Source organism: Leucobacter chromiireducens subsp. chromiireducens (genome assembly GCF_016758255.1).
Classification (GTDB): Bacteria; Actinomycetota; Actinomycetes; order Actinomycetales; family Microbacteriaceae; genus Leucobacter; species Leucobacter chromiireducens.
The window spans coordinates 198,769-212,604 of sequence record NZ_QYAD01000002.1 but is presented as its reverse complement, the minus strand read 5'-3'; the positions used below and the strand labels follow the sequence as shown (position 1 = coordinate 212,604).

Genomic DNA, 13,836 nt, shown 5'->3' with positions numbered 1-13,836 from the left:
GTGACGGATGGGGCGCTGTGCGGGGCGCGGCAGCTACCGCGGTGCGAACTCGGGCTTACTTGCCCGTGTTCTTCTGACGCGAAGCGGTGCGAGCACGCGCGTTCGAGTCGAGCACGACCTTGCGAATGCGCACGTCGTCGGGGGTGACCTCAACGCACTCGTCCTCGCGGGCGAACTCCAGGCACTCCTCGAGCGTCAGCACGCGCGGGGGCGTCATCGACTCGAAGGTGTCCGCGTTCGCCGAACGCATGTTCGTGAGCTTCTTCTCCTTGGTGATGTTCACGTCCATGTCCTCGGAGCGCGAGTTCTCACCGATCACCATGCCCTCGTACACCTCGGCAGTCGGCTGCACGAAGAACGACATGCGCTCCTGCAGGTTGATGATCGCGAACGGGGTGACGACACCCGCGCGGTCAGCAACGATCGAGCCGTTGTTGCGCGTCGTGATGACGCCGGCCCACTCGCCGTAGCCGTGTGCGATCGCGTTCGCGATGCCGGTACCGCGGGTCATCGTCATGAACTCCGAGCGGAAGCCGATCAGGCCACGCGACGGGACGATGAACTCCATGCGCACCCAGCCGGTGCCGTTGTTCACCATGTTCTCCATGCGGCCCTTGCGCGCGGCGAGGAGCTGCGTGATCGCGCCGAGGTGCTCCTCGGGCGTATCGATGGTCAGGTGCTCGTAGGGCTCGTGCGTCTTGCCGTCGACCTGCTTCGTGACCACCTGGGGCTTGCCCACGGTCAGCTCGAAGCCCTCGCGACGCATGTTCTCGACCAGGATCGCGAGCGCGAGCTCGCCTCGACCCTGCACCTCCCACGCGTCGGGACGCTCGGTGTCAACAACCTTGAGCGACACGTTACCGATGAGTTCGCGATCGAGGCGATCCTTGATCATGCGGGCGGTGAGCTTGTGACCCTTGACCTTGCCGACGAGCGGCGAGGTGTTTGCACCGATGGTCATCGAGATGGCGGGCTCGTCGACCGTGATGGTCGGGAGGGGACGCACATCCTCGGCATCAGCGATCGTCTCACCAATGGTGATGTCTTCGATACCCGCGATGGCAACGATGTCGCCGGGGCCAGCCTGCTCGGCCGGGTAGCGAGTAAGCGCCTTCGTGAGCATGAGCTCAGTGATGCGCACGTTCGCGACGGTGCCGTCGTGCTTGACCCACGCGACGTTCTGGCCCTTCTTGATCCAGCCGTTGTGCACGCGGAGCAGCGCGATACGGCCGAGGAACGGCGAGGAGTCGAGGTTCGTGACGTGCGCCTGCAGCGGGTGCGTGTCATCGTAGGTGGGAGCGGGCACGCGATCGAGGATCGTCTCGAAGAGCGGCTCGAGGGTCTCGTTGTCAGGCAGCTCGCCATCCGCGGGGCGGGTGTGGCTCGCGGCGCCGGCACGGCCCGAGAGGTACACGGTCGGCACGTCGAGCACAGCGTCGACATCGATCTCGGGGTTGTCCTCCGAGAGGTCCGATGCGAGGCCGAGCAGCAGATCCTGGGCCTCGCCCTCGACCTCCTCGATGCGCGCGTCGGGACGGTCGGTCTTGTTCACCGCGAGGATCACGGGGAGCTTCGCCTCGAGCGCCTTGCGCAGCACGAAGCGGGTCTGGGGCAGCGGGCCCTCGGACGAGTCAACGAGCAGCACAACGCCGTCCACCATCGAGAGTGCGCGCTCCACTTCGCCACCGAAGTCAGCGTGGCCGGGGGTGTCGACCACGTTGATGACGATCGGGCCGTTCTTGGCGTGCTCGCCCTCGTACGTGATCGCGGTGTTCTTCGCGAGGATCGTGATGCCCTTTTCGCGCTCGAGATCGTTCGAGTCCATGACCCGGTCGTCCATCTCAGCATGCGCGTCGAAGGAGTTCGTCTGGCGCAGCATGGCGTCGACGAGCGTGGTCTTGCCGTGGTCGACGTGTGCGACGATGGCGACATTGCGGAGGTCTTCGCGAGTAGCGAGAGCCATAGGGGTGGTGTCCTAACGTGACGAACGGGTCGTCGACACGGCGGGGTGCCGGGCACCGCGGGGCGATCCCCCAAGCGGCGCCGAAGAAGCCGACGCACTATTTTAGCGGATCACAGACGAGTCCGCACACAGGCGATCATATATGATTCGAGAATGAGTGCCCGACCGAAGTTCACACGCGGACTCCTCGCGGTTCTTTCCTTCCTCGCGGCCACCGGCCCATTTGCCACGGACATGTACCTGTCCTCGTTCACGCACATCGCGCAAGACCTTGGCGCCCCAGCCTCTTCGGTGCAGCTCACGCTCACGGCCTTCCTGCTCGGCATGGGCGCGGGCCAGCTGGTGCTCGGCCCGCTCTCGGATCAGCATGGCCGCCGCCGGATCCTGCTCGCCGCTCTCGCGGTGTTCGCCGCGACCAGCATCGCGATGGTGTTCTCCCCCACGATCGAGGTGCTGATCGCGCTGCGCTTCGTGCAGGGTTTTGCGGGCGCGGCCGGTGTGGTCATCTCGCGCGCCATCGCGGTCGACCTCACCGAGGGCGCGGAGTCCATCCGCGCGATCAGCCTCATCGCACTGTTCGTGGGGCTCGGCCCGCTCCTCGCTCCCCCGATCGGCGGGGCGATCGCGGCGATCTCGGACTGGCGTGTGGTGCTTGCCACGCTCGCGTTCCTCGCGGTCGCGATGCTGGTGCTCGCGGCGCTGTTTGTCCCCGAGTCCCTCGCGCGGGATCAGCGCCACGCCGGCGGGCTCTCCGCCGCGGCGCGCAACTTTGGCAAACTGCTGCGCGACCGTTCCTTCCTGCTACTCATGTGCGTGTTCGGCCTCGGTTTCGGCGGCATGATGGCGTACATCTCCGCCTCCCCGTTCGTCGGCCAGGTGGTGCTTGGCATGTCGCCCTTCGTGTACTCGCTCGCATTTGCGCTCGGCGCACTGGCCATGATCACAGCGAACACGATCAACGCTCGACTCGCGGGGCGCGTGCAGCCCACGCGGATGCTGCTGCTCGGGGCGATCCTCGCACTCACTGCCGGTGTGGCGCTCACGACAGTCACCCTCACCGACACGCTCAGTCCTGCGGCGTTCATCGCCTGCGCGTTCACGCTGACGGGCGGCACCGGGTTCATCATGTCGAACGCGAGCGCACTCGCACTCGCCCGGGCGCGAGAAGCCCGCGGATCGGGATCGGCACTGCTCGGTGCCGCGCAGTTCGCCGTGGGCGGTGTGGCCTCTCCGCTCGTGGGCGCCTGGGGTGAGCACACAGCTCTTCCGATGGCCCTGTTCGTGCTCACGGTTGCCACGCTCGCGGTGGGCGGCGCGCTCCTCGCCCGTCGCGCAGCGTAGCCCGTCGCGGTACTGACGCACGGCTGCCGCCGAAATCACTGGCGCCCCCTCCCAGAGCGGGAGAGGGCGCCAGTGTCGTTCCAACGCGATCGGTTACGCGTCGCGCAGCGCGCGAGCCTCCTCGCGGCGGACTGCCTGCTCCGCGGGATCCGGCACCGGCAGCGAGGCGAGCAGTCGCTGCGTGTATCGCTCGCGCGGCGCACGCAGCACCTCGGACGCCGGGCCGCTCTCCACAAGCTCGCCGTGGTAGAGCACGCCTACGCGATCCGCGAGCGCATCGACGACCGCGAGGTCGTGCGTGATGAACAGCGCCGCGAAGCCGAGCTCCGCCTGCAGCTCCGTGAACAGCTCAAGTACGCGCGCCTGCACAGACACGTCGAGCGCCGAGGTCGGCTCATCGGCAATGAGCAGCTTCGGATCGAGCGCCAGGCCGCGCGCCAGCGACGCGCGCTGACGCTGCCCGCCCGAGAGCTCGTGCGGGAAGCGGTCCCCGTACGAGCGGGGTAGCTGCACCGCCTCGAGCAACTCGTCGACGCGGGCGCGGGCTGCCGCGGGGTTCGCGGCGATCTTCTGCACCACGAGCGGCTCGGCGACGTTCTCCGCGATCGTGAGGAGCGGGTTGAAGCTCGACGCCGGGTCCTGGAACACGAAGCCGATGTCGCGGCGGGCGGCACGGAATTGGCGCTCCTTGAACCCCACCATCTCGTGGCCGAGCACGCTGAGCGAGCCACCAGTCGCGGGAGTAAGGCCCGCAATCGCGCGACCGATCGTCGACTTGCCTGAGCCAGATTCGCCGACGAGGCCGTACACCTCGCCAGCGGCGATCTCGAAGTCGACGCCGCGCACCGCAAGGAAGCCAGGCTTGCCGAGTCGCCCCGGGTACCGGATCTCCAAACCTTGCGCCACAACAAGCGGTGCGGCGGCAGCCTGGCCGCGATCCCGATCTGATTGCTGGTCGTGCTGCGGCGCCGAGACACGGATCGGCCCCTCACCCAACTTCAGCACGGCCCCCAGCAGCTGCTTCGTGTATGCCTCACGCGGGTTCGCGAAGAGCTCCGCGACGGGCGCGCGCTCAACGACCTCGCCCTGGTACATCACGGCGACGTCGTCCGCGAGATCGGCCACCACCCCCATGTTGTGGGTGATGAGCAGGATCGCGGTGCCGAACTCGTCGCGCAGCTGGCGGAGCAGGTCGAGAATCTCGGCCTGCACGGTCACATCGAGCGCGGTGGTCGGCTCGTCGGCCACGATCAGCCCGGGCCGCAGCGCGAGCGCCATCGCGATCATGACGCGCTGCTTCTGGCCGCCCGAGAGCTGATGCGGGTACGAGTCCACGCGCTCTGTGGGATCCGGGATGCCCACTCGCTCGAGCATCTCGATGGCACGCTCGCGCGCCTGCTTCTTCGAGAGCTTCTCATGCGCGCGCAGCCCCTCCGCGATCTGCCACCCGATCGTGTAGACGGGGTTCAGCGCGGTCGACGGCTCCTGGAACACCATCGCGACATCGCGGCCGCGCACGCTGCGCAGCTGCTCGCCCGTGAGGCGCAGCACATCGTTCGTCTCGCCGCCGTCGCGCGAGGTGAGAATCACCGAGCCCGCGGCGGTCGCGGTCTCGGGCAGCAGCCCGAGCACGGTGCGCGCGGAGACCGTCTTGCCGGAGCCCGACTCCCCCACCACCGCGAGCACGCGGCCCGGCTCGACCGTCAGAGAGACGCCATCGACCGCGCGCACGGGCCCGTGATCGGTTGCGAAGGTGACCTCGAGGTTCTGGATGTCGAGCACGGCACCGCTGCGCGGGGCCGCACCCGTTTTCAGGATTCCGCCCACTCGGCTCATCGTGTCGTTCCTTCCTGCGTGGAGTCGCTCGGCTCGGCGGTGCCACCAATGGGCGTCGACGCGGTGTCGAGGCCGGCGACCGAGGTACGGGCGACGGTTCCCGTGCCCGCCTTGACCCGGCGGCGGCTGCGCAGGCGCGGATCTGCAAGGTCATTGAGGCTCTCGCCGGTCAGCGTGAGACCCGTGACGATCAGCACGATGGCGAGGCCGGGCCAGAGGCTCGTCCACCACACACCGTTCGTCACGTCGGCAATCGCCTTATTGAGGTCGTAGCCCCACTCAGCGGCGGAGTTCGGCTCGATGCCGAATCCGAGGAAGCCGAGGCCGGCCAGCGTGAGAATCGCCTCCGACGCGTTCAGGGTGAACACGAGCGGCAGCGAACGCGTCGAATTGCGCAGCACATGCCGGAACATGATTCGGCCCCGGCTCGCGCCGACCACGCGCGCCGACTCAACGAACGCCTCCGCCTTCACGCGCACCACCTCGGAGCGCACCACGCGGAAGTACTGCGGGATGAACACGACGGTGATCGAGAGGGCCGCGGACCAGATGCCGCCCCACAGGCTCGACTGGCCGCCCGAGATGACGATCGACATGACGATCGCGAGCAGCAGCGAGGGGAACGCGTAGATCGCGTCGGTGATCATCACGAGCACGCGGTCGAGGGCGCCACCGATGTACCCGGAGACGAGCCCGAGCAGCGTGCCGGCGAAAATCGAGCTCACCACGGCGATGAGGATCACGAGCAACGCGGTGCGGGATCCCCAGATCACGCGCGAGAGCACGTCGTACCCGGCGATCGTAGTGCCGAACGGGTGGGCCGCGGAGGGCGCGCTGCGCGATCCGAAGTCGCCGTCGGGGCCCGCGAGCGCGTTGAAATCGTACGGTGCGATGAGCGGTGCGAAGATCGCGAGCACGAGGAAGAACGCGACGAGCGCGAGACCCGCGATAAGCATGCCGCGCTGCAGGCCAACACTCTGCCGGAGCTGCTTGATGAGAGGCCAGGAGTGCCACCCGCGCTCGGTGGCGCGGGTGGTCAGGATGGCTTCGGTGGTCATCTCAGTACCTCACTCGCGGGTCAATGAGCGCGGCAACGACGTCGACAACGAAGTTGCTGAGCGCGACAATCACGGCGAGCAGCGCCACAATGCCCTGCACCGCAACGAAGTCGCGAGCGCTCAGGTAGTGGGCCAGTTGGAAGCCGAGCCCCTTCCACTCAAACGTTGTCTCGGTGAGCACGGCGCCGCCCAGCAGCATCGCGATCTGCAGGCCAATGACCGTGATGATCGGGATCAGGGCCGGCCGGTAGGCGTGCTTCGTGACGAGCCGGAACTCGCCCACACCGCGCGAGCGCGCCGAGTCGACGTACTCACGACCGATCGTGCCGATCATGTTGGTGCGCACGAGGCGGAGGAAGATGCCCGCGGTCATCATGCCGAGCGTCAAGGCGGGCAGGATCGCGTGGATGAGCACATCGCCCACGTTGGCGAGATTGCCCGTGCGGAACGCGTCGATCAGGTAGAAGCCGGAAGGGCCATCGAGCATCTCAATCTGCAGCTCAGTACCGATCGACGCGCGCCCGGAAACGGGCAGCCAGCCGAGCCACACGCCGAAGATGAGCTTCATCAGGAGGCCCGAGAAGAACACGGGTGTCGCGTAGGTGAAGATCGCGAACACGCGCAGCACGGCGTCGGGGCCGCGGTCACGGTAGTACGCGGCGAGCATGCCGAGCGGGATGCCGACGACGAAGGCCACGATGAGCGTGAAGACGGCGAGCTCGAGCGTTGCCGCGCCGAACGTCGCGAGCACCTCGGTGACGGCGCGGTTGTCGCTGATCGTTGTTCCGAAGTTGCCAGTGAACACCTGCCCGAGGTACTCGAAGTACTGGGTGAGGATGGGCCGGTCGTAGCCGGCGTCATGAATGCGCTTGGCGAGCTCGTCGGGCGGCAGCTTGCCGCCGACCGCGGCGGTGATCGGATCGCCGATGCTGCGCATCAGCAGGAACACCATCGTGACGAGGATGAAGACGGTGGGGAGGATGAGGAGCGCGCGCCACAGGATGTAGCGGAGCAGGCCCCCTCCCGAGCGAGCGGCGCGCGTGGGTGTCGGCGCCGCCGGGGGTGCGAGTGTAGCCATGATGCAACTCACCGGCGGCGTGCGGGGTCTCCCCCGCACGCCGCCGGCATGAGAGTTACTTCTTCGTGATCGTCCCGAGGCGGAACTTGAACGAACCGTCGAGCACCACGCCGTCGATGGCGTCGGTGGTCACTGCGACCTGCGTGCCCTGCAGCAGCGGGATCATCGGAACATCCTTCGCGACCTCGGCCTGCGCCTCCTCGATGAGGGTGGTGCGCTTCGCCGCGTCGGTCTCTACACGCTCGTTCGCGATCAGCTCGTTGGTCTTCGCGGAGCTGTAGTGGTTGTTGAAGAAGCCACCGTCAACGAAGAACGGGGTGAGGAAGTTGTCGGCATCCGAGAAGTCGGGGAACCAGCCGAGCTGGTACATCGGGTACGCGTCTGCCGGGAAGTCCTTCGAGTACTGGCCCCACTCGGTCGACTGCAGATCGACCGTGAAGACGCCGTCTGCCTCAAGCTGCTGCTTGATGAGCGCGTACTCCTCGGACGATGCGTCGCCGTAGTGATCCGGGTTGTACTGCAGCTGGAGCTTCACCGGGAGCGTGACGCCAGCGGCCTCCAGACGTGCCTTCGCCGCTGCGGAGTCCGCGCCGCCCTGCTTGTCACCGTAGGCGTCCTTGAACGCTTCGGTCGCGCCGGTGAAGCCCTGCGCCACCGGGCTGTACAGCGGGGTGAACGTGTCCTTGTACACCTGCGAGGCGATCTTCTCACGGTCGATCATGTCGGCCGCTGCCTGGCGCACTGCGAGCGCCTTCGCCGCATCGGCCTCGGGCGTCTTCGCGCCGAAGGGCTGCGTGTCGAAGTTGAACACGATGTAGCGGATCGCGCCGCCGGGGCCGTCGACGAGCTTCAGGCCGTCGGTCTTGCCGAGCTTCTCGGTGTCGGTCGCGGAAAGGCTGCGGAAGGCAACGTCCACGGCCTTCGTCTCCATCGCCTGGCTCAGGTTGGTCTCGTTCGCGAAGTACTTCACGTTCACATCGGAGGTCTTCGCGGCGCCCCACAGGCCCGCGTAGTCGGCGTTTGCGACGTAGGAGGCAAGGTCGTTCTTCTTGAAGTTCTTGAGCGTGTACTGGCCCGCGAAAGGCTGGCCCTTGACGATGTCCTCGTCGCTCAGCACGCTGTCGGCGGGGAACACGTCCTCGTCAACAATCGGCGCAACCGGGGTCGACAGCACCTGCGGGAACGTCTGGTCGTTGCCCTCCTTGAGGTGGAACTCGACCGTGGTCTCATCGGGGGTCTCGACCTTGTCGAGATTGCCGAGCAGGCTCGAAGGGCCGCTCGGGTCGGCGATCTTCACCTGGCGATCGAAGGTGAACTTCACGTCCGAGCTGGTGAGGTCGTTGCCGTTCGCAAACTTCAGGCCGCTCTTGAGCTTCACGGTGTACACGGTGGGCGAGGTGAACTCGGCGGACTCCGCGATGTCGGGCGCCACGTCGCTCGAACCGATCTCGTGGTTCAGCAGGAACGGATAGACGTTCGTCATCACGGCGAATGAGCCGTTGTCGTACGAGCCCGCGGGATCGAGCGAGGTGACCACGTCGGTCGTGCCGACCGTGATCGCGCCGCCGCCGGACCCGCCATCGCCGCCGGCGTTGCCGCCGCCAGTGCCGCCGCCTGCGCAGGCCGTGAGCAGCACAGCGCTGCCGAAGAGTGCGGCCGCAGACATCATTGTCTTCTTCAAGAGTTCCTCCTGGTACCCAAGGTGGCGCGCGGCGGAGCGGTGCGCTGCGCTGCGCGTGTCATTCAACGGACACGAGCATAGCGACACTCACGGCCTTCGTTCAGCTTCCGTGACCAATTCGGAACAACACACTCAAATATTGAACGGATCCGCACGCCCGGGAAAGAAAGCTGCGTTCCCAGGGACAATTGTCCACAGGAACGCAGCGAGAAAGTGAATGAGATCACTCAGCGGTCAAGGAGTCTCACTATGCGTTTCGGCAACGCCCCGATCGCTGAACCGGCCTCACTACCGTTTGAAGCCGTGCACTGTGAGGTTCGAGCCGTTTGCGTATGCGTCCACTCGAAAAAGCTCGTTGTATTTGCTCTTCGAGTAGACACGGTTTATTCCGCTCCACTCCTGACACTTACCTGTCGGAATCGTCTTCCGGCCTCCCGTCCATGTTCCCTTGCCGCTCGGTCGAACAACACTCGGCGACATCCAAAGCGACGAGGACTTGCTCCCGGAATAGCAGATCCTCAGTTTCGTCAGTTTGACAGAATTTGTCTTGTGCTCGGAGAAGTAGCCAATAACATTTACCGCATATCTGGGGGATGCATAATTCTCCTTCGTGAACGCAGTCACGCTTTGTGAAGGACGCTTCCCGACAGAGGCTGAGTTGACTGACTCGTCCTTTGCCGCAGCTCTGGTGGCTGACTGCAAAGGGGCGGCCATCGCGGGGGACGCGGATGCGCACAGCGCAAGAACGAGCCCCAGCCCCGCAAACTGTCGCAGAGTTCGCATGTGCATAAAAATACCCTCGTCAAATTCTTAATAGAAAATAGATAGTAAATTACTATACTCAAGCATACGCCACGACTATGCAGCAGGGAGTCCCTGTAGTGCAGAATCCTCCGAGAGGAAGCACGCGCCAAGTTCTTTCTCCCAACGATGTTGAGCAAGGGAAACGTGCGAACCTACCGCCTCGTGCGGGCGAACACGGAGAAGACAAGGCTTTTTGCCTTCAGCTCAGCCCAATCCTGCGTTGCACAGACGCAAGAACGCTACGAAGTTGCGGGAGAAATTCTGCGCGGGCATGCGCGACATCGCACAAGAATCATCCGGACGGAGATGCGAGCCTGGGAACACGTATTGGCGCCAACTTCTGCGCACCAAAAAAGCCTCAGGGCAGCCCGTCTATGACGGACTGCCCTGAGGCTGCGCGAACGACGCCGAACTAGCTCACACCGAGTTCGATGTTTGCGCCCGGGATCGCGGCGAGGAGGTTCTTCGTGTACTCCTGCTGCGGGTTCTCGAACACCTCATCGGTAGTCGCCTGCTCGACGATCTTGCCCTGCTGCATGACGCAGACACGATCGGCGATCAACCGGACGACCGCGAGGTCGTGCGTGATGAACAGGTACGTGAGCCCCAGGTCACGCTGCAGCTCGGCGAGCAGATCGAGGATCTGCGCCTGCACGAGCACGTCAAGCGCGGAGACGGCCTCGTCGAGCACGAGGATGTCCGGCTTCAGTGCGAGACCGCGAGCCACAGCGACGCGCTGACGCTGGCCGCCCGAGAGCTCGTTCGGGTAGCGCGTCGCGAGTTCACGCGGCAGGGCCACCTGGTCAAGCAGCTCGTACATGCGGGCCTTCCGGCTCGCTGCATCGCCGACACCGTGAATCTTCAGCGGCTCCATGATGGTGTTGCCGATGTTGTGCAGCGGGTCGAGTGAACCGTAGGGATCCTGGAACACGGGCTGCAGCGTCGAGCGCAGCTCGAACAGCTCGCGGCCCGACATGCCACGTGTCTCCTTGCCCGCGATCCGCACCGAACCACTCGTCGGCTCCTCGAGCTGCAGCACCATCTTCGCGATGGTCGACTTGCCCGAGCCCGACTCGCCGACGAGTGCCATGGTCTCGCCACGGTTCACCGTGAACGTCGCGCCGGACACCGCGTGGAAGTCTTCCGAACCGAAGTTGCCCTTGCGGATCTTGTAGACCTTGCCGAGGTCAGTGACCTCGATCACGGGCTCGCCCTGGGCAACCTTGCGCTTCTCGCTCTCGGCGAGCGCCGCGAGGTCGAAGGTTTCGGTCGGTGCCGTGGGAAGCGTCGCGTCAGCACCGATCCGACGCGAGGCGAGGCTCGGCGCCGCCGAGACGAGTCGCTTCGTGTACGGGTGCTTCGGGTGCTGCAGAATCTCGCGGCTCGGGCCGGACTCCACGATGTTGCCCTGGTACATCACGATGAGCTTTTCAGCGCGCTCAGCCGCAAGGCCGAGATCGTGCGTGATGAAGACCACAGCGGTGCCGAGCTCGGTGGTGAGCTTCTGGAGGTGATCCAGCACCACTCGCTGCACTGTCACATCGAGCGCGGAGGTCGGCTCATCAGCGATGAGCAGATCGGGCTCAGCCGAAAGGCCAATACCGATGAGCGCGCGCTGCTTCATGCCGCCAGAGAACTGGTGCGGGTACTGCTTCATGCGCTGCTCGGCATTCTGCAGACCGGCCTGCTCGAGCACCTGGATGGCGCGCTCGCGCACCTCCTTCTTGCCCTTCGCCAAGCCGTTGGCACGGATCGCCTCTTCGACCTGGAAGCCGACCGACCACACCGGGTTAAGGTTCGACATCGGGTCCTGCGGCACGAGACCGATCTCGCGTCCACGCAGGGACTCCATGTCCTTCCGACCGATCCCAACGAGGTCGCGGCCCTTCCATTCAACGGAACCGCCCGTGATCTTGCCCGTGCCCGGAAGCAGGTTGATCACGGCGTGCATGGTCGTCGACTTGCCGGAACCCGACTCGCCGACAATTGCCACGGTCTCGCCGGGGAAGACGTCGAAACCGACGCCGTGCAGCACCTCGCGGCGCTCCTTCTTCGTTCCGAACTCGACACGAAGGTCACGGACACTCAGAATTGGCTGTTGCTCGCTCATCGCTGCGCCCTCGCCTTCGGATCGAGCGCGTCACGAACAACCTCGCCCAGCATGACAAAGCCGAGCACGGTGATCGCAAGCGCGAGAGACGGGTAAAGCAGAATCTGCGGATCGTTGCGGAGATCACGCTGTGCGGCTGAGATGTCGTTGCCCCAGCTGATGTAGTCGGCCGGAGGCAGGCCCACACCCAGGAACGAGAGGACCGCCTCGGCCACAATCGCAGCGGACAGCGAGAGCGTCGTGACAACGATCAGTGGTGCAATCGAGTTCGGTAGCACGTGGCGCACAAGGGTCTTCAGCTTCGACAGCCCGAGTGCGGTCGATGCCATCACGAAGTCGGCATTCTTCACGCGGAGGATCTCGGAGCGCAGAATACGCGCGGAGACCGGCCACGAGAAGCCACCGATCGCGAAGGCGATGACGAGCGGGGTCCGATGCTCCTGGAACACGGTCATCACGATGACCGCGGCGAGGATGTAAGGAATCGAGAAGAAGATGTCACCGATGCGAGAGAGCACGGTGTCCACCCAGCCGCCGAAGTAGCCGGCCAGCGAGCCGGCGATCACGCCGCCCACGAAGGTGATGAGAATCACCAGTAGGCCGACCGAGACCGAGGTCGAGGTGCCGTAGATGAGGCGAGAGAAGATGTCCTGCCCCTGCGCGTTGAAGCCGAGCAGGTGCCCATCGGTCGGCCCCTCCTTCGACATGCCGAGGTCGGCAGCGCGCGGGTCGACATTGGTGAACATCGACGGGAAGAGGGACACGACGAGCACGATCAGAATGATGGTCGCGGAGATCCAGAACATCGGCCGGCCACGCATATCGCGCCACGCGTCGAGCCACAGGTTCGACTTCTTCTCCTTGACAACCACGGCATCGACCGCGGCCACCGGCGTCTCGTCGAACGGTGCGACGAAGTGCTCCATTTTCGGGTTCTGCGGCTCAGGCATAACGGATCCTCGGGTCAAGTACGGCGTACAGCAGGTCGACGATCAGGTTCACGCCGAGGTAGATGAGCACCATGAACGTGACGAAGGAGACCACCAGCGAGTTGTCGCCCTTCAGGATCGCGTTGAAGAGTGCGTTGCCGACGCCGGGAACGTTGAAGATACCCTCGGTCACCGTGGCGCCCACCATCAGCACACCGAAGTCGGTTGCGGTGTTGGTGATCGTCGGGATGAGCGAGTTGCGAAGCACGTGGACCGGGACGACTCGGCCGCGGCTCAGGCCCTTCGCGTACGCGGTGCGCACGAAGTCCTGGTTCAGCGTGTCGATCACCGAGGCGCGCGTGAGGCGCATGCTCGTTGCGTAGAGGCTGACGCCGAGCACGATTGCCGGCAGCAGCAGGTCTTGCACGGGGGCTCCCGTGCCGACCGTCGTACGGAACCAGCCGAGCTTGATGCCGAGGCCCCACTGCGCGATGAAGGCGATCACGAAGATCGGGATGCTCATGAAGAGCAGGCCGATGATCAGGTTGACGTTGTCGAACAGCTTGCCCTTGCGCAGACCCGAGATGAGGCCGATCGTGATAGCGAGGATGAGCTCGATCACAATCGCCATCGCCGCGAGCTTGATCGTCACCGGGAAGGTGCGCGCGAGGATGTCCGAGACAGCCTGGCCCGAGAAGCTCATCCCGAAGTCGCCGACGAGAACGCCCTTCAGGTACATGAGGTACTGGACGATGAACGGCTGATCGAGGTGGTACTGCTCGCGAAGGCGCTCAAGAATCGCCGGGTCGGGCGTCTTGTCGCCGAACATCGCGAGGATGGGGTCGCCGGGCATGGCGAAGACCATGAAGTAAATGAGGAATGTGGTGCCCAGGAGAACTGGAATCACCTGGAGGAGGCGGAAAAGGATGTATCTCAGCATGTGCTGACCCTCCCCCGCTCGACTGAGCTATGCATGTGGGTATTCTCTCGCAGTTGTAGTGCGCGGCAAATCTGTGGACTTCGGTGTCGCAGATTT

General features: G+C 65.2%; 9 protein-coding genes. 1 reads left to right on the top strand and 8 read right to left on the bottom strand.

Going from position 1 to position 13,836, the window contains the following annotated elements; translation table 11 throughout:
• Positions 1 to 55 precede the first annotated feature (55 nt).
• Positions 56 to 1,963 (bottom strand): translational GTPase TypA, encoded by a 1,908-nt coding sequence (gene typA / locus D3226_RS07025; protein WP_202381724.1) that lies wholly within the window; start codon positions 1,961 to 1,963, stop codon positions 56 to 58.
• A 153-nt stretch (positions 1,964 to 2,116) separates the two neighbouring features.
• Here typA and D3226_RS07020 point away from each other — a divergent pair, with 153 nt between their 5' ends.
• Positions 2,117 to 3,304, top strand: a complete 1,188-nt coding sequence (locus D3226_RS07020) for a multidrug effflux MFS transporter (RefSeq protein WP_202381723.1) — start codon at positions 2,117 to 2,119, stop codon at positions 3,302 to 3,304.
• Between the two features lie 93 nt (positions 3,305 to 3,397).
• Here the strand turns inward: D3226_RS07020 and D3226_RS07015 are convergent, their stop codons facing one another.
• The 7 genes from D3226_RS07015 to D3226_RS06985 form a co-directional block, all read right to left on the bottom strand.
• Positions 3,398 to 5,140 (bottom strand): dipeptide ABC transporter ATP-binding protein, encoded by a 1,743-nt coding sequence (locus tag D3226_RS07015; RefSeq protein WP_202381722.1) that lies wholly within the window; start codon positions 5,138 to 5,140, stop codon positions 3,398 to 3,400.
• On the bottom strand, positions 5,137 to 6,198 hold the full coding sequence (locus tag D3226_RS07010) for an ABC transporter permease (RefSeq protein WP_202381721.1): 1,062 nt from the start codon (positions 6,196 to 6,198) through the stop codon (positions 5,137 to 5,139). Before D3226_RS07010 ends, D3226_RS07015 begins: the two co-directional genes overlap by 4 nt.
• A gap of 1 nt (position 6,199) precedes the next feature.
• The gene (locus D3226_RS07005) at positions 6,200 to 7,276 is read right to left on the bottom strand and encodes an ABC transporter permease (RefSeq protein ID WP_202381720.1); all 1,077 of its coding nucleotides are present in this window, start codon (positions 7,274 to 7,276) and stop codon (positions 6,200 to 6,202) included.
• A 55-nt stretch (positions 7,277 to 7,331) separates the two neighbouring features.
• Positions 7,332 to 8,942, bottom strand: a complete 1,611-nt coding sequence (locus D3226_RS07000; RefSeq protein ID WP_202382155.1) for an ABC transporter substrate-binding protein — start codon at positions 8,940 to 8,942, stop codon at positions 7,332 to 7,334.
• 1,231 nt (positions 8,943 to 10,173) lie between these two features.
• On the bottom strand, positions 10,174 to 11,871 hold the full coding sequence (locus D3226_RS06995; protein ID WP_202381719.1) for a dipeptide ABC transporter ATP-binding protein: 1,698 nt from the start codon (positions 11,869 to 11,871) through the stop codon (positions 10,174 to 10,176).
• Positions 11,868 to 12,821, bottom strand: coding sequence for an ABC transporter permease (locus D3226_RS06990; protein WP_202381718.1), 954 nt, complete (start codon positions 12,819 to 12,821; stop codon positions 11,868 to 11,870). The genes D3226_RS06995 and D3226_RS06990 overlap by 4 nt, the downstream gene beginning before the upstream one ends.
• Complete coding sequence (locus D3226_RS06985; RefSeq protein ID WP_202381717.1) at positions 12,814 to 13,740, bottom strand: ABC transporter permease; 927 nt, start codon at positions 13,738 to 13,740, stop codon at positions 12,814 to 12,816. Before D3226_RS06985 ends, D3226_RS06990 begins: the two co-directional genes overlap by 8 nt.
• Between the last annotated feature and the right edge of the window lie 96 nt (positions 13,741 to 13,836).